18 protein-coding genes are annotated in these 19,433 nt (G+C 68.5%); 6 read left to right on the top strand and 12 right to left on the bottom strand.

Annotated features, from left to right (window positions below; genetic code table 11):
* Positions 1-95 precede the first annotated feature (95 nt).
* The 5 genes from PHN62_RS06545 to ubiA all read right to left on the bottom strand — a co-directional run bounded on the left by PHN62_RS06545 (position 96) and on the right by ubiA (position 5,399).
* A complete protein-coding gene (locus PHN62_RS06545; protein WP_300148004.1) occupies positions 96-680 on the bottom strand; it encodes a YqgE/AlgH family protein in 585 nt (194 codons plus the stop codon).
* Between the two features lie 44 nt (positions 681-724).
* A complete protein-coding gene (locus PHN62_RS06540) occupies positions 725-1,654 on the bottom strand; it encodes a lysophospholipid acyltransferase family protein (protein ID WP_300148002.1) in 930 nt (309 codons plus the stop codon).
* Entirely contained in the window at positions 1,638-2,177 is a 540-nt protein-coding gene (gene infC / locus PHN62_RS06535) for a translation initiation factor IF-3 (protein ID WP_367187005.1), read from the bottom strand. The genes PHN62_RS06540 and infC overlap by 17 nt, the downstream gene beginning before the upstream one ends.
* Before the next feature lie 154 nt (positions 2,178-2,331).
* A complete protein-coding gene (gene thrS, locus PHN62_RS06530) occupies positions 2,332-4,353 on the bottom strand; it encodes a threonine--tRNA ligase (protein ID WP_300147997.1) in 2,022 nt (673 codons plus the stop codon).
* A 107-nt stretch (positions 4,354-4,460) separates the two neighbouring features.
* Entirely contained in the window at positions 4,461-5,399 is a 939-nt protein-coding gene (gene ubiA, locus PHN62_RS06525) for a 4-hydroxybenzoate octaprenyltransferase (protein WP_300147995.1), read from the bottom strand.
* Between the two features lie 37 nt (positions 5,400-5,436).
* On the opposite strand from ubiA, the gene PHN62_RS06520 reads away from it, so the two are divergent.
* The gene (locus tag PHN62_RS06520; protein ID WP_300147993.1) at positions 5,437-6,177 is read left to right on the top strand and encodes a 16S rRNA (uracil(1498)-N(3))-methyltransferase; all 741 of its coding nucleotides are present in this window, start codon (positions 5,437-5,439) and stop codon (positions 6,175-6,177) included.
* The gene (locus PHN62_RS06515) at positions 6,174-6,710 is read left to right on the top strand and encodes a hypothetical protein (RefSeq protein ID WP_300147990.1); all 537 of its coding nucleotides are present in this window, start codon (positions 6,174-6,176) and stop codon (positions 6,708-6,710) included. Before PHN62_RS06520 ends, PHN62_RS06515 begins: the two co-directional genes overlap by 4 nt.
* Here PHN62_RS06515 and PHN62_RS06510 read toward each other — a convergent pair.
* Together PHN62_RS06510 and dapF are read right to left on the bottom strand one after the other, a co-directional pair.
* Positions 6,707-8,368, bottom strand: coding sequence for a leucine-rich repeat domain-containing protein (locus PHN62_RS06510; protein WP_300147988.1), 1,662 nt, complete (start codon positions 8,366-8,368; stop codon positions 6,707-6,709). The genes PHN62_RS06515 and PHN62_RS06510 overlap by 4 nt on opposite strands.
* A complete protein-coding gene (dapF, locus tag PHN62_RS06505; RefSeq protein ID WP_300147985.1) occupies positions 8,365-9,225 on the bottom strand; it encodes a diaminopimelate epimerase in 861 nt (286 codons plus the stop codon). Before dapF ends, PHN62_RS06510 begins: the two co-directional genes overlap by 4 nt.
* 170 nt (positions 9,226-9,395) lie before the next feature.
* On the opposite strand from dapF, the gene PHN62_RS06500 reads away from it, so the two are divergent.
* The 3 genes from PHN62_RS06500 (at position 9,396) to PHN62_RS06490 (ending at position 13,959) form a co-directional block, all read left to right on the top strand.
* Positions 9,396-11,207: a tetratricopeptide repeat protein gene (locus PHN62_RS06500; RefSeq protein ID WP_300147982.1), complete on the top strand. Its 1,812-nt coding sequence runs from the start codon at positions 9,396-9,398 to the stop codon at positions 11,205-11,207.
* Positions 11,204-12,163 (top strand): 4-(cytidine 5'-diphospho)-2-C-methyl-D-erythritol kinase, encoded by a 960-nt coding sequence (locus PHN62_RS06495; protein WP_300147979.1) that lies wholly within the window; start codon positions 11,204-11,206, stop codon positions 12,161-12,163. The genes PHN62_RS06500 and PHN62_RS06495 overlap by 4 nt, the downstream gene beginning before the upstream one ends.
* 599 nt (positions 12,164-12,762) lie before the next feature.
* Entirely contained in the window at positions 12,763-13,959 is a 1,197-nt protein-coding gene (locus PHN62_RS06490; protein WP_300147976.1) for a slipin family protein, read from the top strand.
* A 42-nt stretch (positions 13,960-14,001) separates the two neighbouring features.
* Here the strand turns inward: PHN62_RS06490 and PHN62_RS06485 are convergent, their stop codons facing one another.
* Positions 14,002-14,448 carry a hypothetical protein gene (locus PHN62_RS06485; protein ID WP_300147973.1) on the bottom strand — a complete coding sequence of 149 codons (447 nt, stop codon included), beginning with the start codon at positions 14,446-14,448 and terminating at the stop codon, positions 14,002-14,004.
* Between the two features lie 156 nt (positions 14,449-14,604).
* Between PHN62_RS06485 and PHN62_RS06480 the strand changes: the two genes are divergently transcribed.
* Positions 14,605-15,144: a glutathione peroxidase gene (locus PHN62_RS06480; RefSeq protein WP_300147970.1), complete on the top strand. Its 540-nt coding sequence runs from the start codon at positions 14,605-14,607 to the stop codon at positions 15,142-15,144.
* A 3-nt stretch (positions 15,145-15,147) separates the two neighbouring features.
* Here the strand turns inward: PHN62_RS06480 and PHN62_RS06475 are convergent, their stop codons facing one another.
* The 4 genes from PHN62_RS06475 to PHN62_RS06460 are packed head-to-tail and all read right to left on the bottom strand — an operon-like array spanning position 15,148 to position 19,366.
* Entirely contained in the window at positions 15,148-15,423 is a 276-nt protein-coding gene (locus tag PHN62_RS06475) for a DUF333 domain-containing protein (protein WP_300147968.1), read from the bottom strand.
* Positions 15,424-15,448: 25 nt separating this feature from the next.
* Complete coding sequence (glcF, locus tag PHN62_RS06470; RefSeq protein ID WP_300147966.1) at positions 15,449-16,738, bottom strand: glycolate oxidase subunit GlcF; 1,290 nt, start codon at positions 16,736-16,738, stop codon at positions 15,449-15,451.
* 19 nt (positions 16,739-16,757) lie between these two features.
* A complete protein-coding gene (locus PHN62_RS06465; RefSeq protein WP_300147964.1) occupies positions 16,758-17,930 on the bottom strand; it encodes an FAD-binding protein in 1,173 nt (390 codons plus the stop codon).
* Positions 17,927-19,366: an FAD-linked oxidase C-terminal domain-containing protein gene (locus tag PHN62_RS06460; RefSeq protein ID WP_300147962.1), complete on the bottom strand. Its 1,440-nt coding sequence runs from the start codon at positions 19,364-19,366 to the stop codon at positions 17,927-17,929. The genes PHN62_RS06465 and PHN62_RS06460 overlap by 4 nt, the downstream gene beginning before the upstream one ends.
* Positions 19,367-19,433: the final 67 nt, after the last annotated feature.

The following is a 19,433-nucleotide window of genomic DNA, read 5'->3' as shown; positions in this document are numbered from 1 at the left end:
GGAGGCTCCTGGGCGGAAAGGCGGGGGTCCGGCGCCGGAGCCTTCCCCCATCCCGGAGCGGCGGTCAAGCCCCCGCCCTCTCCGCCCGCGCAGGTTCAGCCGGTTCCGCCGCCCATCAGGCGATCCGGCGCGACGCCGAGGCTCTCCAGCGCCCGCGTCCAGCGTTCGGCGGGAGGCGTCGCGAAGACGAGCTCCGGATCGGCCGCCGCCGGGCCCACCAGCCAGTCGTTGCGCTGAAGCTCGCGCTCCAGCTGGCGCGGAGCCCATCCGGCGTAGCCGAGCACGAAGAGCGCCCGACGCGGCCCCGATCCCGCCGCCACCGCCCGCAGCGCCTCCATGGCGGAGGTCACGCGCAGGCCAGGCCCGACGTTCTCGCTGGAGTCCTGCGGGGCGTCGTAATCCTCGCTGTGGATGAGGAAGCCGCGCGTCTCCTCCACCGGCCCCCCCGACATCACCAGAGGATCGGGCGTCGGCCCGCGTCGGCCGAGTCCGAGTTCGCGCCGCACCTCGGCGAAGCGGGGGCGCTCGGCGGGGCGGTTGACGATGAAGCCCATCGCCCCCTGAGGCCCGTGCGCCGTCACGAGGATCAGCGTGCGGGCGAACTCCGGATCGCCGATGGAGGGATCGGCGATCAGGAAACGCCCCTTCAGGCCCTCGGCGAAGGATTCCTGCAAGATCATCTCGCGCTTTCCCTCTGTCCGGTCGTCGGCGTCTTCGTCGTCCTTCACAGTCGCCCCCAGCGCCGATGCAGCCAGAACCATTGTCCCGGCGCCGATTGGATCCAGGCTTCATAACGCGCGTTCAGGGCGAGCGTCATGGCCTCCGCGGCCTCCTGCGGCGTCGCGCCCCCCTCCTGCGGAAGGATCGGGGGCGGCAGGATCGGCGGCTCGAAGACCGCCCGGAAGCGCGCCCCTCCGAGCCTCTCGCCCCGCGCGGGGATCAGCGCCGCCCCCGTCGAGAGCGCGATCTCCGCCGCCGCGGTGGATGACGAAGCCTCGCGCCCCAGAAAGGGCGCCCGGATTCCGTCCATGCGGTGATCCGCCAGGATGGCCATGGCGCCTCCGCGCTTGAGGTGGCGCACGAAGCGCAGCAGCCCCGAGGCGCCGCGCGTCACCACCGGCTCGCCGCCCGTGCGGGCCAGACGCAGCGCCTGGGCGTCCACGAGGGGATTGTTGAAGCGCCGGTAGATCAGCCCCGTCTCCCAGCCGAGCCGCCGCGCCGCCAGACGCACCGCCTCCCATTGCCCGAAATGGGCCGTGGCGAGAATCGCGCCCCGTCCGGCGGCCTTCGCCGCAAGGAGATGCTCCGCGCCTTCGATGGTCAGGCGGTCGGGATCCGCGGCGATGCGCGCCAGATGGGGATATTCGACGATGCTGCGGGCGAAATTGTCATAGACGCCGCGCCGCCACTCCCGCCGGCTCCCGGGCCCGGCCTGAGGCCAGACATGATCGAGATTGCGGCGCGCCCGCTTGTCGAAGGGCAGGATCGGGCCGAGAAGGGCGGCGATGCGCCCCGCCCCTCCCGAAGCCGCGTCGAGCGGCAAGGCGGCGGAGAGACGTTCCGCCGCCCGGGCCCCCGCCGCTTCGAGGCGGCGGCCGAGGCTTTGACCCGTCGAGGAGGTGGAGGCGGAATCCGGCTCAGCGGGGCCCGACAATCATCACCATCTGGCGGCCTTCGAGCCGGGGCATGGACTCGACCTTGCCGAGGGTCTCCAGCTCGGTGGCGACCTTGTCGAGCAGCTGCTGTCCGAGGCCCTGATGCGCCATCTCGCGTCCGCGGAAGCGCAGGGTGACCTTCACCTTGTCGCCTTCCTCGAGGAAGCGGACCATGCTGCGCATCTTCACTTCGTAATCATGGTCGTCGATGTTCGGACGGAGCTTGACCTCCTTCACTTCGACGATCTTCTGATTCTTCTTGGCCTCGGCGGCCTTCTTCTGCTGTTCGTATTTGAACTTGCCGACGTCGAGGATCTTGCAGACCGGGGGAACCACGCCCGGCGAGATCTCCACGAGGTCCAGTCCGGCCTCTTCGGCCAGAATCAGGGCGTCGCGCGGAGACATCACGCCGCGATTTTCGCCGTCCTGATCGATCAGGCGGATCTCGGTGGCGCGGATCTGGCGGTTGATGCGGGGTCCCGTCTCGCGGGGCGGCTGGTTGGGGGAAGCGGGTCGGCGGATGTTTCGTCTCCATAGGCTTGGCCGGCCTTCCGCGCGCAAGGGGGAGAAGGTCCGGCGGATTCGCGCGAAATGATTTGCGGAATATAAGGTCCATGCGCCCCTCCGCGCAAGCGGCGGAGGGGCGCGGGGCTCAGGAAACCGTCCTGCGGGGGCCTCAGGCCACAGCGGAGGGCGTCGCGACGGCCTGCGCGGGGCTCTGGCGGGCCAGATCCGGCGCGAGGGCTTCGCGCGCGATCAGGGCCAGGGCCTCGTCGAGGCTCAGGACCTCCTGCTTCTCGGAGCCGAGGCGGCGCAGGGCCACGGTGCGTTCGGCGGCCTCCTTGCGCCCGACGACGAGAATCAGGGGCGTGCGGCCCACGGAATGTTCGCGGACCTTGTAGTTGATCTTCTCGTTGCGGACGTCCGCCTCGACGCGCAGGCCCGCCCGGCGGAGCAGTCCGGCGACCTCCTGCGCATAGTCGTCGGCGTCGGAGACCACCGTGGCGACCACCGCCTGGGTCGGCGCCAGCCAGAGCGGCATGCGTCCGGCGTATTGCTCGACCAGGATGCCGAGGAAGCGCTCGAAGCTGCCGAGGATCGCGCGATGGAGCATCACCGGACGACGGCGCAGGCCGTCTTCGCCGACGTATTCGGCGTTCAGACGCTCCGGCATGACGTAATCCACCTGGAGCGTGCCGCATTGCCAGTCGCGGCCGATGGCGTCGGTCAGCACGAATTCGAGCTTGGGGCCGTAGAAGGCGCCCTCGCCCTTGTTGAGCGTGAAGTCCCATCCGGCGGCCTCGGTGGCGGCCTTGAGGGCGTGTTCGGCGCGATCCCAGGTGGCGTCGGTTCCGGCGCGCACATCGGGGCGGTCCGAGAACTTCACGCGGAAATTCTCGAAGCCGAGATCCTTGTAGACCGAGGCCAGAAGCTCGATGAAGGCCTTCGTCTCCTCCTGGATCTGATGCTCTTCGCAGAAGATGTGGGCGTCGTCCTGGGTGAAGCCGCGCACGCGCATCACGCCATGCATCGAGCCCGAAGGCTCGTAGCGATGGCAGGAGCCGAATTCGGCCATGCGCAGCGGAAGGTCGCGATAGGACTTCAGGCCCTGGTTGAAGATCTGGATGTGGCAGGGGCAGTTCATCGGCTTGAGCGCGTTGACGCGCCGCACGTCGAGGCTCTTGCCTTCCTCGTCCACCTCCTCGACTTCGGCGAGGAACATGGACTTGCGGAACTTCTCCCAATGGCCGCTGGCCTCCCAGAGCTTGCGGTCGACAAGCTGGGGGGTGCGCACCTCCTGATAGGCGGCGGCGTCGAGGCGGCGGCGCATGTAGGCTTCGAGCGAGCGCCAGATCGACCAGCCCTTCGCATGCCAGAAGACCATGCCCGGCGCCTCCTCCTGGAAGTGGAAGAGGTCCATCTCCTTGCCGATCTTGCGATGGTCGCGCTTTTCGGCCTCCTCGCGCTGATGCAGGAAGGCGTCGAGATCGGCCTTGCTCAGGAAGGCGAGGCCGTAGATGCGCTGGAGCATCTTGTTGCGGCTGTCGCCGCGCCAGTAGGCGCCCGCCACGCGGTCGAGGCGGAAGGCGTCGAGGGGAACCTGTCCGGTGCGCGCCAGATGCGGCCCGCGGCAGAGATCCTGCCAATGGCCGTGCCAGTAGAAGCGGAGGCTCTCGCCTTCCGGAATGGCCTCGACCAGCTCGACCTTGTAGGGCTCGTCCGTCGCCTTGAAATGGGCGATGGCGCGCTCGCGGTCCCAGACTTCGCGGCGGACGGGATCGTTCGCCTGGATGATCTCGCGCATCTTCCTCTCGATCCCGGCGAGGTCGTCGGGGGTGAAGGGCTCCGCGCGGTCGAAGTCGTAGTAGAATCCGTTCTCGATCACCGGGCCGATGGTGACCTTCGTGTCCGGCCAGAGCTCCTGAACGGCGCGGGCCATGATGTGGGCGTAGTCATGGCGCACCAGCTCCAGGGCGTCGGCGCGGTCCCGGTCGGATTTCGGCTTGTTGGTGAGGATCTCGACCTTCGCGTCCTTCTCGATGGGCAGGCTGAGGTCGGCCAGAACGCCGTCCACCCGCGCCGCGATGGCGGCTTTGGCGAGTCCGGGGCTGATGTCGGCGGCCACCTGCGCGGCGGTCGTCGTTCCCTCGTATTCCCGCATGGCGCCGTCGGGGAGGGTGATCTGAACGCTGCGCATGATCGCTTGTCCTTGGAGCAAATCGGATGAGATGAGGTGAGGGGCCCGGAGTTCAAGGCCGGAGCTCAGGGCCGGGGTGGGGAGATTCCCCACAACCCGCCGCGAAGTCAAGCGAGGAAGGCCGCGCCCCATGCGCCCGCCATGAGCAGAAGCCCGGCGTCGCGGTTCGAGCGGAAGAGCTTCAGGCATTGCGCCGCATCGTCGATGCGCAGGCTCCGGATCTGCCAGACCAGATGCGCCCCATAGGCGCAAAGCCCGATCCAGAAGGGCCAGCCTGCGCCTGCGGCCCAGCCCGCCGCTCCGGCGAGGAGCACGGCGGCGACGTAGAAGCCGATCATCCAGGAGCGGGTCTGCGCGCCGAAGAGCCGCGCGGTGGACTTCACGCCGATCAGGGCGTCGTCCTCCTTGTCCTGATGGGCGTAGATGGTGTCGTAGCCGAGGGTCCAGAAGATCCCTCCGAGATAGAGCAGGACCGGCGCGAGGCTCAGGCTTCCCGCATGAGCCGCCCAGGCCAGAAGCGCGCCCCAGTTGAAGGCGATCCCGAGGAAGACCTGAGGCCACCAGGTGATCCGCTTCATGAAGGGATAGACCGCCACCGGAATCAGGGAGAGCACGCCCAGCCAGATCGCCGCCTTGTTCAAGGTCAGCAGGATCATCAGCCCGATCAGGCCCAGCGCCCCCATGAAGAGCGCCGCCTGACGCAGCGTCACGGCGCCCGAGGGGATGGGCCTCAGCTTCGTGCGCTCGACGCGGCCGTCGAAATCGCGGTCGGCGATGTCGTTGAGCACGCAGCCCGCGCCGCGCATGACCACCGCGCCCAATCCGCAGGCGAGGAAGATCCAGAGATCCCCCAGACGCGGGGCGTCGGCCATGGCGGCCAGCCCCAGACTCTGCCAGCAGGGCAGCAGCAGAAGCCAGGTCCCGATGGGCCGGTCCGCCCGCATGAGCCGCAGATAGGGCCTCCAGGCCCCGGGAGCGTGGAGGTCCACCCAGTTGGCCGGAGCGGCGTCCGCCACCCGGGATTCGGCTCTGGCGCCAGCGGTCATCCGTGATATCCCTCTCCCGTCCTTCCGGAGGCCCCTTATGACCGATCCCACGCCGAAAATCAGGCTCCATCTCGCCGCGCCCCTGGAGGCGGGGGCGGAGGTCCGGCTTGCGCCCGAACAGGCGCATTACCTCATGGGCGTGATGCGGCTCGGGCCGGGGGCGGAGGTCGCGGTCTTCAACAACGCCTCCGGCGAATGGCGCGGAAGGCTCGCCCCGACGGCCAAGCGCGCCGCCAGCCTCGAGATTCTGGCCCGGACCCGCCCCGCCGCCCTGCCTCTCGACGTGGATCTGCTCTTCGCGCCGATCAAGAAGGCCCGCACGGATTTCATCGTCGAGAAGGCGGCGGAGCTGGGCGCAAGGCGCATCCGCCCCGTGCTGACGCGCTTCACCAACGCCGAGCGCGTGAACCGCGAGCGGCTTCAGGCCCACGCCGTCGAGGCGGCGGAGCAATGCGGCGGAATCTACGTCCCCGAGGTGGCCGAGCCGGAGACTCTGGCGCGGGCGCTGGAGGATTGGCCCGCCGGGCGGCGGCTGATGTTCTGCGACGAGGCCCGCGACGCGCCGCCCGCCCACGAGGCCTTGCGCGGCCTGCCCCGAGGCGAGCCCTGGGCGATCCTGATCGGTCCGGAGGGCGGCTTCTCCGCGGAGGAGCGGGCGCGGCTGAAGGCGGCGGAGTCCAGCCTTGCGGTTTCGCTCGGGCCGAGGATCCTGCGGGCGGATACGGCGGCGGCGGCGGCTCTGACGATCTGGCAGAGCGTTTTGGGAGACTGGTCATGATGCGGCCCGAAGCTCTGGCGACGCTGCGCCGCTGGGCCGAGCCTCTGGCGGTGGCTCTGGCGCTGGCCTGGGTGGTGCGGGAATCTCTGAGCGGCGCGGCGCGCGGACAGATCCTCGGCTGGGCGGGCTTTCTCGTGGCGGCGCTTCTGGCGGGCTGGCTCCATGTGGCGGCGCAGAGGGCGCGGCTCCATAAGCGCGGCGCGGCGCGAGCCTCCGGCGCGGAGCTGGGCGCGGTGGGCGCAGGGGAGGTCTTCGTGGAGGAAGGCCGGATCCGGCGCATCGGTCCCTTCGGACGCGTCGAGGTTTCGGTGGCGGCTCTGACGCGGGTGGAGATCGCCCCCGGCGCGACGCCGGATTCGGCGCTGTGGCTTCTCAGCGCGGGGAGCGGCCCGCCTTTCGCGGCCTCCCGGGCGGAAGACCCCGAGGACGCGATTCCGGATGCGCTTTCGGCCTTGCCGGGATTTCATCTGGAGCCCGTCCGGGCGGCGCTCCAGGCGAAAGACGGCGTGATCCGCGAGGTCTGGCGGCGCTAGAAGCCGAAGAAGCCCTTGACGACCCGCCAGAGCGCCTCAGCCGCCCGGACGATGGGCTCCAGCGCGCCAAGGCTCTTGAGATCGGCCAGAACGGTCAAGGCGGCGGCCAGACTCCCGACGCCCGCCGCCTTCAAGATCGAGGCCGCCAATCCGGAAAGGCCGTAGAGGGCGCGCTTTCTGTCCTTGCGCCCCTCCGGCGAGGCGTCTTCGGCCTCGATCAACTCCCGCGCGCCCGACGCATAGCGGGCGAGGCTCTCCGGGGAGACGTCGTCCTCGGCGCCTTCCTTCAGCGCCCTGGCGAAATCCTCGACCTCCCGGGCCACGGGAAGATCCGGCGACAAGGCGGAGGCGTCGGCGGCGGCCTCCTGCTCGGCCATGGCGGGGAAATGCTGCTCCATCAATTCGCGATGGGGGCCGTCGCGGAATTTGACCAGCTCGCCCCGGACCATGGCGGAATCCGGATGATCCTGACGCAGATCCAGCGCCGTGAAGGCGAGGTCCACCTGCATCTCCAGCGTATCGGGGAGGACCTTCTCCGGCGCGACGCCCGCCTCTTCGCCGTAGCCCTCCAGAGCCGCCCGGAAGCCCGGTCCGGCGTTCATGCCTTCGCCGAAGGCGATCAGAGTCTTGCAGAGGCTTTGGCCCCGCCGCAGCAACCCTTCCAGACGCGCGGGATTGGGCGAGGCTTTTCCATTTGAGGACGGATTGGGCCACGCTTCGAGTCTGGGATGTTCGCCGGTCGTGATTTCGATCAGCGCCGGAGAGCGTGGCGGTTCAGAAGAGCGAATTGGGAAGAAAGATTTAGAGACATTCGGAATCTCTTCTGGAAAAAGATATTCTAGCAAAGATACCATACGCGGATAGGTGCTGAGACTAGAAATCTTCTTAAGCTTCGGATCAATTTCTGTGGCAAGCGTTCCTTGAAAATATAAACCTTCATATTCTCTTTGCGAACCCTCAAGTAAACTTGGCAATAAATTGCGCATTGGTGAAAAATCTACAATCTTAGTGTTCCATAATCTTAAAGAATTTAATTTATTCAACTTAGAAATAAAAAATAAATCCGATACATTGCTATCCCCTATATGCAAATCTCTCAATTCAACAAAATTACATATTGAAGACATATCTGAAATATTATTTCCCATTAACCATAATTTTTTCAACCCAACCATATTAGAAATTTGATTCAAATCAACAACTTGAGAATGACTAATATCTAATTTCTCCAAGCCTATCAGTCCAGAAATTGGAGATAAGTCTGAAAGCGGGGCGTAGCTAACATCCAACTCCTTCAGGCTCGTCAGCCGAGAGAGTGGAGATAAATCTGAAACTGGTGCGCTCCATACGACTAAACTGACCAAGTTATTTAATCCAGAAATTGGAGATAAATCTGAAACCTGAGAAGCGCCCAAAAACAATGACGTCAATTCAGCCAGATCAGAAAGCGGAGATAGATCTGAAAACCTCCCTCCATTTATATTTATTTTCTTTATTTTTAATAATTTTGATATAGAAGGCGGCAAAACTGGCAATGGAGATGTAGGTAATTCTAACTCCTGCACCCCGCTTTCTTGCACCTCTTTGATTCGGCGCTCTGCGTCGGCGTAGGCCGCGCGCTCCGCCTCGCTCCATCCGCTTTGATCCGGCTCCTTCATTCCGCCCCCGCCAGCGCCGCGTCGAGCACGCCCGCATAGCTCAGGGCCGCCGGGCCGGTCATCAGCACGCCGGAATCCGTCCAGTCGATCTCCAGGCTCCCGCCGTCGAGGATCACCTCCGCCCGACGCCCCGTCAGCCCCAGACGCGCCCCCGCCACCACCGTCGCGCAGGCCCCCGAGCCGCAAGCCTCCGTGATCCCCGCGCCCCGCTCCCAGACCCGCATGCGGATCCGGTCCGGCGCCAGAACCTGACAGAACTCCACGTTGATCCGCTCCGGAAACAGAGGATCATGCTCCACCCGCGGCCCGACCGCAGCCAGAGGAACCGCCTCCACGTCGCGCACGAAAAACGCGACATGCGGATTGCCCATGTTCGCCGCCCCCGCGCCCAGGATCTCGCCCGCGAAGCCCGGCGGCGCGTAATCCAGACGATCCGTCGCCATGGGCCGCGACATCGGAATCTCGCGCCACTCCAGACGCGGAGGCCCCATGTCCACCCGATAGCGCCCGTCCGCCAGAGCCTCGCAGGCCAGCAGACCCGCCGCCGTCTCCACCGTCAGCGCCCGGACGCCCGCCTCCTCCATCAGCAGCCGCGCCACGCAGCGCGTGGCGTTGCCGCAGGCGCCTGATTCGGAGCCGTCCGGATTGAGGATCACCATCCGCGCCGCCGCCCGTCCCGAGCCCTCCAGCACCACGAGCTGGTCGAAACCCACCCCGCGCCGCCGGTCCGCGATGCGCCGCGCCCGTTCGGGGGTGACCGGAAAGCCGCCCATCCGGCGATCCAGGATCACGAAATCGTTCCCGAGGCCGTGCATCTTGCGGAAAGCATATGGATTTCGCTCGAAATCTTGCGTCATTTCCGACACAGTAAGAAAAAGAATTCCATGACGAACCTCCTCATGTCCGGGCGGATGATGGTGAAAATCGACGTTCCGGTATCCTCTCCTTAATCGCCGCAATAGACAAAAGATCGTCTCCGCGCCAGTGCGACGGGGGCGCAACTTCGTCCAAACGTAAAGGCGCCGTCGTGACGCAACGCATCTCCTTCTCCCGCCTTCGCCGAGCCCGCGCCGCCGCGCTCTTCGCCGGAACCCTCCTGAGCAGCGTCGCCGCCCTGAGCCTTCCCGGAGCCGCTCAGGCCCGCAGCGTCTCGGGCGCCTATCTGGCGGCCCAGCACGCCGTCGTCGCCGGAGACTACGCCCAGGCCGCCCGACGCTTCGGAGACGCCCTCGCCCAGGATCCGCAGAACCGCGACTTCCTCGAACAGGCGCTGCTCTACGGCGTCGTCGCCGGCGAGATGGAGACCTCCCTCGACGTGGCCGAGCGCCTCGTCGCCCGCGACGCCAACAACCGACTCGCCCATCTGACCCTCGCCGTGGCCGAAATCGCCTCGGGCGCCCCCAGGGCCGCCGAAGAGCGCATCCTCACCCTCGCGCCCCAGGCCTTCCCGCCCATCGTCGGCAAGCTGCTGCTCGGCTGGGCCCAGATGGAGGCCGCCGACTCCGCCGAAGCCCTCAAGACCTTCGCCTCCATGGACCGCGGCGCCCTGGCGCGGCTCTTCGGCCGCTACAACGGGGCGCTGGCCGCCTCCATCGCCGGAGAGGACAAGGTCGCCGAAGAACGCTTCAGCGCCGCCCTCGCCGATCTCGACGAGCCCAACCGCCGCGTGGTCGAGGCCTTCGGGCGCTTCCTCGAAGCCCGCGGCGAGACGGACAAGGCCGCCGCCCTCTACCGCGACGCCATGGAGGGCCTCGCCGGAGACCGCATCCTCGCCGCCGCCCTGGAGCGCGCCGGAAAGGCCGGAGCCTCCGCGCCGGGCCTGCTCGCCGCCGACGCGAAGCAGGGCGCCGCCGAGGCGCTCTTCGGCCTCAGCGAGATCTTCGGCGCCGAGGAGAGCCCCGCCTACGCCCTGCTCTATCTGCGGCTGGCGCTGCATCTGGATCCGTCTTCTCCGGCGGTGCGGCTGTCGCTCGGGCGCATCTGGGAGAGCCTCCAGCGCCACGCCGAGGCCGAAAAGGCCTACGCCGCCGTGCCCGCCGATTCCGGCGTCTATTACGACGTCGCCCAGCTGGACCGCGCCGACGCCCTCGCGCGCATGGGCAAGGTCGACGACGCCATCGTCGCGGTGAACGGCCTGATCGCCCGCACCCCGCGCGACGCCGATCTGCACGTGGCGCTCGGCGATCTGCTGCGCGGCGAGGAGCGCTTCCCCGAGGCCGTGCGCGCCTATGACGCCGCTCTGGCGCTGCGTCCGCAGGGCGAGGCCGCCCGCGACTGGCCCATCTATTATTTCCGCGGCGTCGCCAACGAGCGGCGCGGCGCCTGGCCCGAAGCCGAGCGCGATTTCCGCAAGTCGCTGGAGATCAATCCCGGCGAGCCCTCGGTGATGAACTACCTCGCCTACAGCTGGATCGACCGCGACGAGAACCTCCAGGAGGCTCTGGAGATGCTCAAGGAGGCCGTGGGCCTGGCGCCCAACGCGGGCTACATCGTCGATTCCTACGGCTGGGCGCTGTTCAAGCTCGGCGACATGGACGAAGCCGCCGTGCAGCTCGAACGCGCCGTGGAGCTCGATCCCACCGATCCGGTGATCAACGACCATCTCGGCGACGCCATGTGGATGGTGGGGCGTCGGCTGGAGGCCGAATTCCAGTGGAAGCGCGCCCTCTCCTTCCAGCCCGAGGAGAAGGACAGGCTCCGCATCCTGCGCAAGCTCGACGCGGGCCTCGACAAGGTGGTGCTGGAGGAGCGCGCTTCGCTCGCGGCGGCGCCCGCCGATCCGGCTCCGGCCCCCGTCTCTCCCGAGGCGCCCGCCCCCGAGGCGCCGGTCGAGGAATGACCCCTCCGCCCCGGAGGATCGCGGGCGAGGCGGTCGACTTCGCCCGCGCCAAGATCAATCTGGCGCTGCATGTCGTCGGCCGCCGGGCCGACGGCTATCATCTGCTCGACAGCCTCGTGGTCTTTCCGGAGGTCGGCGACCTGCTGACCGCCCAGCCCGCCGCAGGCCTGAGCCTGACGCTCGAAGGCCCCTTCGGCCCGGCCCTCGCGCCCGCTTCGGCGGCCCCCGAGATCGAGGTCTCGTCGCCTGTCTGCTATCTGTCCGCCTTCGCGCCACCGGAGAATCTGGTCCTGCGGGCGGCGGAGGCCTTGCGCGCGGCCCTCCCCGGAGCGGCGGCCGGGGGCGCGGCCCTGACGCTGGAGAAGAACCTCCCCGTCGCCTCCGGGATCGGGGGCGGCTCCGCCGACGCGGCGGCGGCCCTGCGGCTGCTGGTCCGGCTCTGGGGGCTGGAGATTCCGGCGGAGGAGCTCGCGCGGATCGCCCTTGGTCTCGGCGCGGACGTCCCGGTCTGCCTCGCTGCGCGTCCGGCGCGGATGCGGGGGATCGGCGAGGATCTGACGCCTTTCGCTCCGCCTGCGGGGGCTCTGGTTCTGGTCAATCCGGGCGCGGGGCTCTCCACGCCGGAGGTCTTCCGCCTGCTGGAGACCCGCGAGAACCCGCCTCTTCCCGAACCGCCCTCCGGCCTCGACGCGGCGGGCCTGGCGCTCTGGCTGCGCGAGAAGACCCGCAATGATCTGGAGGCCCCCGCCCTCGCGCGTCTGCCCGTCGTCGGCGAGGTTCTGGCGGCGCTGAGGGCGACGGGGGCGCCTCTGGCGCGGATGTCCGGCAGCGGCGCGACCTGCTTCGGGCTCTTTCCGGATCTCGCCGGAGCCGAAAGGGCCGCCCGCACCCTGCGCGCCAAGGCCCCGCGCGGCTGGTGGATCGCGTCGGGGGCCTGCGCGGCGCCCGAGTTGTAGCTTTCACGCAACGCAATCGTCTCCTTTCGAGACTTTCTTTCGCTCCCCTTCGGAAATCCTTGCAAAAAGCGGCGATTCGCGGCTTTCTGCCCGCACGATGCTTCGGTTCGCCGGTATCGTCGCGTCTTCCCGAAAAATCGGGGACGCACCGGCGCGGGGGGCTTTTCCCTGCCGTGTTCCGCCCGAAAGATCCGACGTCGTTCCCCCGTTCCCCGCCACGCGGAGAACATTGGCCCACCCCTCTACGCATGCTCATTTGGCGAGCCGCCTTTCCCACAGGAAGGGCATTTTCGGTTCAAATCCGATCTTGATCCTGCTCGGCGGGGTCTTCGGAGACTCTCCGCCGCGCCGGGCCTTCGGGTCGGGCGAGGCGGCGCAAGGCCGCGCTCCGCCGATGGCGGCGACGGCCCGAGGCCAGGCCTCCGCTTCAATCCCGGGCTTCGGCGCGGGAGGCGGCGCAGGCTCCGCCTCCGGCTCTCGTCCGCCCGCTCGACGGCGCCCCCCGAGCCTCCGGAGGCCCCGCGCCTTCTCCTTTCAACCTCCAACCCTCTTCAGGCTCCATGCGACGATAAGGTTCGCTTCACATCAGGATTCCGATCATGTCCCGCCTTTTCGCCTCCAGGACCCATAGTCTGGGCCGCTCCCGCATCTCGGCGAGCGCGCTCGACGGCCTGCGCGGCCGCGCCGTCCTCTCGGTGGACCAGACCGAGCGCGCCATTCCTCTGAAGAACGGCAAGGCTCTGGGAATCTTCGGCCCCGGCGAACATGAACTTTCGGGCCGCTTCGAGGAGTTCGGACTCGCCGTGGAGGCGCTGTCCGGCGCGCCGGAGGTGCGTTCGCCCTATGCTCTGGCGATGCTCCGCGAGGGCCGCGCGGGCGAGGAGGTGGTCGAGCTGACCACCGGCCCCGGCGAAGTGGGTCTGATCTATCGCGCCGAGGCGCTTTACGCGGCTCTGCCGCCGGAATCCCGCGTCGCCTACTGGACCGCGCTCGGCCCCTTCCGCATGGAGAAGCTGACGCCCAAGGACGGCGAAGAGATCCCCGCCGCTCTGACTCCTCGCCTGGCCAAGGCGCAGGGCGCGGGCGCCGTCTCCGTGATCGCGAGGCCTCAGCCGGGCCAGAGCGTTCAGCTCTTCGTCAGCGGAGAGCATCGGGGCGGCTATGGGGCGGGCTTGCAGGGCTTCTGGTCGCCGAACGGCCTCGTGGGGGCGCAGGTCGTGGATCTGCGGACTCAGACCCTCGAAGTCTCGGGACAGGAGATCCTCACCGCCGACCGCGTGAGCCTGCGGCTCAGCGCCGCCGCGAGCTATCGCGTGACCAACCCGAAACTCGCGTTGACCGCCGTCGAGGATTACGGACAGGCGCTCTATCTGGCGCTTCAGCTCGCCATGCGCGCCACGGTCAGCGCCCGGACCCTCGACGCCCTGCTCTCCGAGCGGGTCGCCGTGGACGAGGCCGCCGCCGGGAAGCTCCGCGCCGAAATGGCCGCCGTCGGCCTCGAGGTCGGGGCGGTCGAGATGAAGGACGTCATCCTGCCCGGCGAGATGCGCGAGATCCTCAATCGCGTCGTCGCCGCCGAGAAGGAGGCCGAAGCCAACGTCATCCGGCGCCGCGAGGAGACCGCCGCCACGCGCTCGCTGCTCAACACGGCGAAGCTCATGACGGAGAACCCCGCCATGATGCGCCTCAAGGAGCTGGAGGCTCTGGAGGCCGTGGCGAGCAAGGTCGAGCGGCTGATCGTCTACGGCGGCCCCAAGGGGCTGCTCGACGTGGCCAAGCTCGACACCGAAGGCTGAAGCGCGGTCCGGAGCCCTGCGAGGGGCTCCGGACCTTTCGTCTCACGGCGAAGGCGAAAGCGCCCGCCGCGCGGCCCTGCGTTCGAAGAGATTCGCCACGGCGGCCGCCAGAGCCAGCAGAACCGCGGCCATGCCCATCTTCGCGCCGGGCGCGGAGATCCCGCCCGGTGAAGAGGCGGCCCAGAAGAGGGGAATGGTCAGCCACCAGCCCCATCGGGACCAGAATTCGGTCTCGGAGATCTCGTTGAGATAGATCAGCACAAGAGCGGCGATGATGACATAGGCGTGGGGATGCAGCTCCCAGCCCGTGCCCTCTTCCTGTCCGAACCAGTGGGTGATGGTGGTGCTCTCGAAGCCGATCCCCACGGTCATCATCGAATGGCCGCTGTAGTTCTGATAGGTGAAGAACTGAGACGCGAAGAGCAGGATCAGGGCCACGGTCATCAGCTTGCGGGCGGGCGAGGCCCCCCAGATGCGGTTGAGGTGCATTCCAGCCTCCATGAACGCCCATAGATTGAGCGAATCCGGAGAATCTGGCAAGAGGACTCACATGCCTGCGGAGGCCGCGAAAGCCCGCAGAGGGGTTGCGTCCGGGCGGGGGCGAGGCTCATATGCAGGGCTCTCCCCTGCGAAAGGCCGCTCCTCATGACCGCTCTCGCCGAGATCCCCCTGACGCGCATCGACGGCGCGCAAGACAGCCTCTCCGCTCATGCGGGGAAGGCGCTGCTGATCGTCAACGTGGCCTCGAAATGCGGCTTCACGAAGCAATACGCCGGGCTGGAGGCGCTCCATGCAGCCAGGGCCGCGCAAGGCTTCGAGGTCCTCGGCTTTCCCGCCAACGACTTCGGCGGACAGGAGCCCGGAACCGAAGCCGAGATCGCCGGATTCTGCTCGGCGACCTATGGCGTGACCTTCCCCATGTTCGCCAAGATCGTCGCGACGGGGCCGGAGAAGCATCCGCTCTATGCGGCGCTGACCCGGGCCCTGCCGGAGGCTCTGGACGGCGAAGCGACCGCCGCCAACCTCGCGCGCTACGGGATCAAGCCGGGAGCGCCGGGCGAAGTCCTGTGGAATTTCGAGAAATTCCTCGTCGGCCGCGACGGCGTTCCTCTGGCGCGCTTCGCCTCGGGCGTGACGCCTGAGGATCCGCGCCTGCTCGCCGCCCTGGATGCGGCGCTCGGCTGAGGCTTACTGCGGATTGTCGCGGCGGAAGAGCTGCCATTCCTCCATCTCGCTGCCGTCGGGCAGCATGCAGACGCCGTATTCTCCGCCGCCGTCGGGAGTCCGGCGGATGCTGAGCACGCCCCGGATCGCCGCGCTCTCGCAGTAGATCGAAGCGGGGTTGCCCATGCCCACCATCGGCGGAGGCGCGTCCGAATAATCCGAATAGGACGAACTCCGGGAGGCGCAGGCCGCGAGCAGAAGCGGCGCGACGAGACAGAGCGTCAGGCGGGCGGGGGTCATGGGATTCTCCTGTGCGGGGGCGGCTTCAGGCGGGAATCGCCGCAGGACGCGGACCGCCCGTCGCCCAGTCGAGCAATTGCGCCGTATGGACGATAGGCGCAGGGGCGCCTTCGGACAACTGGGTCATGCAGCCGATGTTCCCCGCCGCGATGACGTCGGGCTTCGTGCGGGCGAGATTCGCCAGCTTGCGCGCCTTGAGCTTCCCGGCGATCTCGGGTTGCAGGAGATTATACGTCCCCGCCGAGCCGCAGCAGAGATGACCCTCCGCAGGCTCCACCACCGCAAAGCCCGCCTTCTTCAGCAGGGTCTTCGGCGTCTGCGTGATCTTCTGGCCGTGTTGCAGCGAACAGGCCGAATGATAGGCCACCTTCAGGGCGGGCGTCTCGCCGGAGGGCCTGAGGCCGAGGCTCTCCATGACCTCGGTGACGTCGCGGGCCAGACCGGCGATCACCGCCGCCGCTTCGGCCAAAGTCGGATCGGCGCGGAACATGTGGCCGTAATCCTTGACGGTGGTGCCGCAGCCCGAGGCGTTGATCACCACGGCGTCCAGCCCGCCCTTCTCCTCACGCAGACGCATCCAGGCGCGGATGTTCCCCGCAGCCGCCGCATGGGCGCTCCCGGTGAAGCCCATGTGATGCGTCAGGGCTCCGCAGCAGCCCGCGCCCTCCGCGAGGCAGACCTCGACGCCATGGCGGGTCAGCAGCCGGATGGTCGCCTCGTTGATCTCGGGATCAAGCACCTTCTGCGCGCAGCCGGTCAGCAAAGCGACGCGCATCCGCCTTTCGCCCTGAGCCGGAATGATCCGGGGGCTGTCGTCGAAGGGCTTGGGCAGGCTTTTCGGCGCCATGGCCACCATGCCCTTGAGCCGCCCCGGCAGGAAGCGCGCGAAGGGCTTGGCCAGACGCGCCCCGATCAGACTCGCCCGGAAGAGTCCCGGCGAAGGCAGCACCACCGCCAGCATCCGCCGGAGGAAGCGCTCCGGGAGGGGCCGCCTGTAGGTCTTCTCGATATGGGCGCGGGCGTGATCCACGAGATGCATGTAATGCACGCCCGAGGGACAGGTCGTCATGCAGGAGAGGCAGGAGAGGCAGCGGTCCACATGCTTCACCGTGGCGGCGTCGGCGGGACGATTCGCCTCCAGCATGTCCTTGATCATGTAGATCCGGCCGCGCGGAGAATCCGCCTCGTCGCCGAGAAGCTGGAAGGTGGGGCAAGTCGCGGTGCAGAAGCCGCAATGCACGCAGCGACGCACCACGCTTTCCGAACGCGCCATGTCCGGGTCTTTCAGAAGCTCGGGCGGGAAATTCGTCTGCATGAGGATCGGGCCTTGCGATTCAGGCGCCCATGCGCCCCGGATTGAAGATCCCTTGCGGGTCGAAGACGCGGCGCAGACGCTGCGTCAGAGCCTCCAGCCCCGGCGCCAGAGGCTGAAAGGGCGGGACTCGCCGACGCAGGGAGTCGGAGCCGCGCAGGAGCGTCGCATGGCCGCCCCCCAGACGCGCCAGAGCCCCGCGCAGGACCGAAGCTCCGGCGTCCTCATCCTCGAATTCGCCCTCCGGGATGAGCGCCCAGAGCAGCCCGCCGCCCCAGTCGTAGAAGACCTCGCCGCCGAGCGCCCGCGCCTCCTCCGCGAGGATCGGCCCATGGACGGGCTTGAGCGAAATCCGCCAGACCGCGCCCGGCCTCCCGACGAAGGGCCGCGCCTCGGCGATCTCGCGCCAGACCGCCTCGGCCTCCGCGCCGGACAGGATCTCCGCCGCGCCATGAGGCTTGAGCAGACGGACCAGCTCCGCCGCCCGCTCGGGCAGAAGCCCGGCGAAGCCCTCGACGCGCAGATGAGTTGCGCGGCTCTGCGGCAGATGGGCCGCGCCGGAAACCTCATGGGGCGAGCCGAGCGCCGCCGCCATGGCCTCCACCGCCGCCGCGTCGGAGAGCCCGCGCAGCACCAGACCCGCCATGGCCTCGGGGAGGGGCGCGGTCTTCAGCGCAACCTCGGTGACCAGGCCCAGAGTCCCATGCGAGCCGCAGAGCAGCCGCGTCATGTCCAGCCCGGTGACGTTCTTCATCACCCGCCCGCCCGCGCGATGGACGCGGCCCTGGCCGTCGACGAAGCGCAGCCCGAGCGCGTGATCCCGCGCCGAGCCCACCCGCAGACGCCGCGGACCCGCGATCCCGCAGACGAAGATTCCGCCAAGCGTCGGCTCGCCCTGGGTCTCCAGCAAGGCCCGCCAGTCGGGCGGCTCGAAGCCCAGGCGCTGCCCTCGCAGGGCGAGGGTCGCCTCCACCTCGCGCAAGGGAGTCCCGGCGCCGGCGACGAGGGTCATCTCGCCCGGCTCATAGAGCGAGATTCCCGAAAGCGCGGCGGTCTCCAGGGCCTCGCCCTCCACAGGCCGCCCCCAGATCCGATGCGCCCCCCCGCCCCGGATCTCGAACTTGCGGTTCGACACGGCGGCTTCGGCCACAAGGGCCGCGAGCGCCGCCTCGGCCTCTCGATAGGCGGGAGTCATTCGGCGGCCTCCCGGAAGGCCCGCACCGCCGCCAGAGGAAAGACCTTCCCCGGATTCATCCGCCATCCGGGATCGAAAGCCGATTTCACCGCCATCTGCAAGTCGAGCTCATGCGGCGCGAATTGCGCGCTCATGAGTTCGCGTTTCTCCACGCCCACGCCATGTTCTCCGGTGAGGCATCCGCCCATCTCCACGCAGAGCCGGAGGATCTCGGCGCCGCAGGCCTCGGCCTTCTCCAGATCGCCGGGCTTGTTGGCGTCGAAGACGATGAGCGGATGCAGATTCCCGTCGCCCGCATGAAAGACGTTGGAGACCCGCAGGCCGTATTTCTCCGCGAGGGCGGCGATGGCGGTCAGGATCTCCGGCAGACGCGACAAGGGCGTCACGCCGTCGAGACAGATGTAGTCGCCCAGAGCGCCCATGGCGCCGAAAGCCGCCTTGCGCCCCGCCCAGATGGCGGCGCTCTCCGCCTCGGAGGCGCTGACCCGCAGCGCGACGGGCCGGAACCGCGCCGCCACGGACTCGATGCGGGCGAGCTGCTCGCGGATCTCCGCCTCGGAGCCCTCCGCCTCGACGATCAGCAGCGCCTCGCAATCGGGATAATTCGGCCTGGCGAAGGCCTCGCAGGCCAGGATGCAAGGGCGGTCCATGAACTCCATGGCCACCGGCGCCAGCCCCGCCTCGATGATCGCCGCCACGCAGGCGCCCGCCGCCTCCGCCGAGTCGAAGCCGATCAGCGCCGGACGCGCGCCCTCCGGCAGGGGCGTCAGACGCAGGGTCGCGTCGGTCACGAGGCCCAACAGCCCCTCAGAGCCGCAGACCACGCCGAGAAGATCCAGCCCCGGCGAATCCATGTGCGCGCCGCCGATCTCCAGAACCTCGCCTGCGGGCGTGACCAGCGTGACCCCGAGCAGATTGTTGAGCGTCACGCCGTATTTCAGGCAATGGGCGCCGCCCGAGTTCATCGCCACGTTGCCCCCGATGGAGCAGGCCAGCTGCGAGGAGGGATCCGGCGCGTAGAAGAAGCCTTCCGGCGCGGCGACGCGGCTGACGGAGAGATTCGTGGCCCCCGCCTGAACCCGCGCCACGCGGGCTTGCGGATCGATCTCCAGCACCTGGTTCAGCCGCGCCATGCCGATGGTCACGCAATCGGCGCCGGGCAGGGCGCCGCCGGTCAGGGAGGTGCCCGCGCCGCGCGGCGTGACGGGAATCCCCTCCTCGGCGCAATGGCGCATGAGCGCCGCAGCCTCCGCGGCGGAGCCCGGCAAGGCCACGACCAGCGGAATCTGACGATAGGCCGTCAGGGCGTCGCATTCATAGGCGCGCAGGGATTCCTCGTCGGACACCACCGCCCGAGGCGGCAGGATGCGGCGCAGCCCCGCCAGGATCTCGTCGCGCCGCGCGAGCACGGCGGCGTCAGGGGTCGGTTTCTCCACAGGGCGTCCCTCCCTTCGGGAAGCCCCCAGAATAGACGCCGGGGGCGAAGGCCCGCAAGCCTCCGCC

Source organism: Neomegalonema sp. (assembly GCF_028688855.1).
In the GTDB taxonomy this organism is placed as follows: Bacteria; Pseudomonadota; Alphaproteobacteria; order Rhodobacterales; family Rhodobacteraceae; genus Neomegalonema.
Note: the sequence above shows the minus strand (reverse complement) of the source record. Positions and strands in the feature narration are given on the sequence as shown.

Bases quoted from the DNA above. Each gene is read 5' to 3' on its own strand.
- PHN62_RS06545 (WP_300148004.1), bottom strand. From the start codon at position 680: ATGATCTTGCAGGAATCCTTCGCCGAGGGCCTGAAGGGGCGTTTCCTG.
- thrS (WP_300147997.1), bottom strand. From the start codon at position 4,353: ATGCGCAGCGTTCAGATCACCCTCCCCGACGGCGCCATGCGGGAATAC.
- ubiA (WP_300147995.1), bottom strand. From the start codon at position 5,399: ATGACCGCTGGCGCCAGAGCCGAATCCCGGGTGGCGGACGCCGCTCCG.
- PHN62_RS06520 (WP_300147993.1), top strand. From the start codon at position 5,437: ATGACCGATCCCACGCCGAAAATCAGGCTCCATCTCGCCGCGCCCCTG.
- PHN62_RS06515 (WP_300147990.1), top strand. From the start codon at position 6,174: ATGATGCGGCCCGAAGCTCTGGCGACGCTGCGCCGCTGGGCCGAGCCT.
- PHN62_RS06510 (WP_300147988.1), bottom strand. From the start codon at position 8,368: ATGAAGGAGCCGGATCAAAGCGGATGGAGCGAGGCGGAGCGCGCGGCC.
- dapF (WP_300147985.1), bottom strand. From the start codon at position 9,225: ATGACGCAAGATTTCGAGCGAAATCCATATGCTTTCCGCAAGATGCAC.
- PHN62_RS06495 (WP_300147979.1), top strand. From the start codon at position 11,204: ATGACCCCTCCGCCCCGGAGGATCGCGGGCGAGGCGGTCGACTTCGCC.
- PHN62_RS06490 (WP_300147976.1), top strand. From the start codon at position 12,763: ATGTCCCGCCTTTTCGCCTCCAGGACCCATAGTCTGGGCCGCTCCCGC.
- PHN62_RS06485 (WP_300147973.1), bottom strand. From the start codon at position 14,448: ATGCACCTCAACCGCATCTGGGGGGCCTCGCCCGCCCGCAAGCTGATG.
- PHN62_RS06480 (WP_300147970.1), top strand. From the start codon at position 14,605: ATGACCGCTCTCGCCGAGATCCCCCTGACGCGCATCGACGGCGCGCAA.
- PHN62_RS06475 (WP_300147968.1), bottom strand. From the start codon at position 15,423: ATGACCCCCGCCCGCCTGACGCTCTGTCTCGTCGCGCCGCTTCTGCTC.
- glcF (WP_300147966.1), bottom strand. From the start codon at position 16,738: ATGCAGACGAATTTCCCGCCCGAGCTTCTGAAAGACCCGGACATGGCG.
- PHN62_RS06465 (WP_300147964.1), bottom strand. From the start codon at position 17,930: ATGACTCCCGCCTATCGAGAGGCCGAGGCGGCGCTCGCGGCCCTTGTG.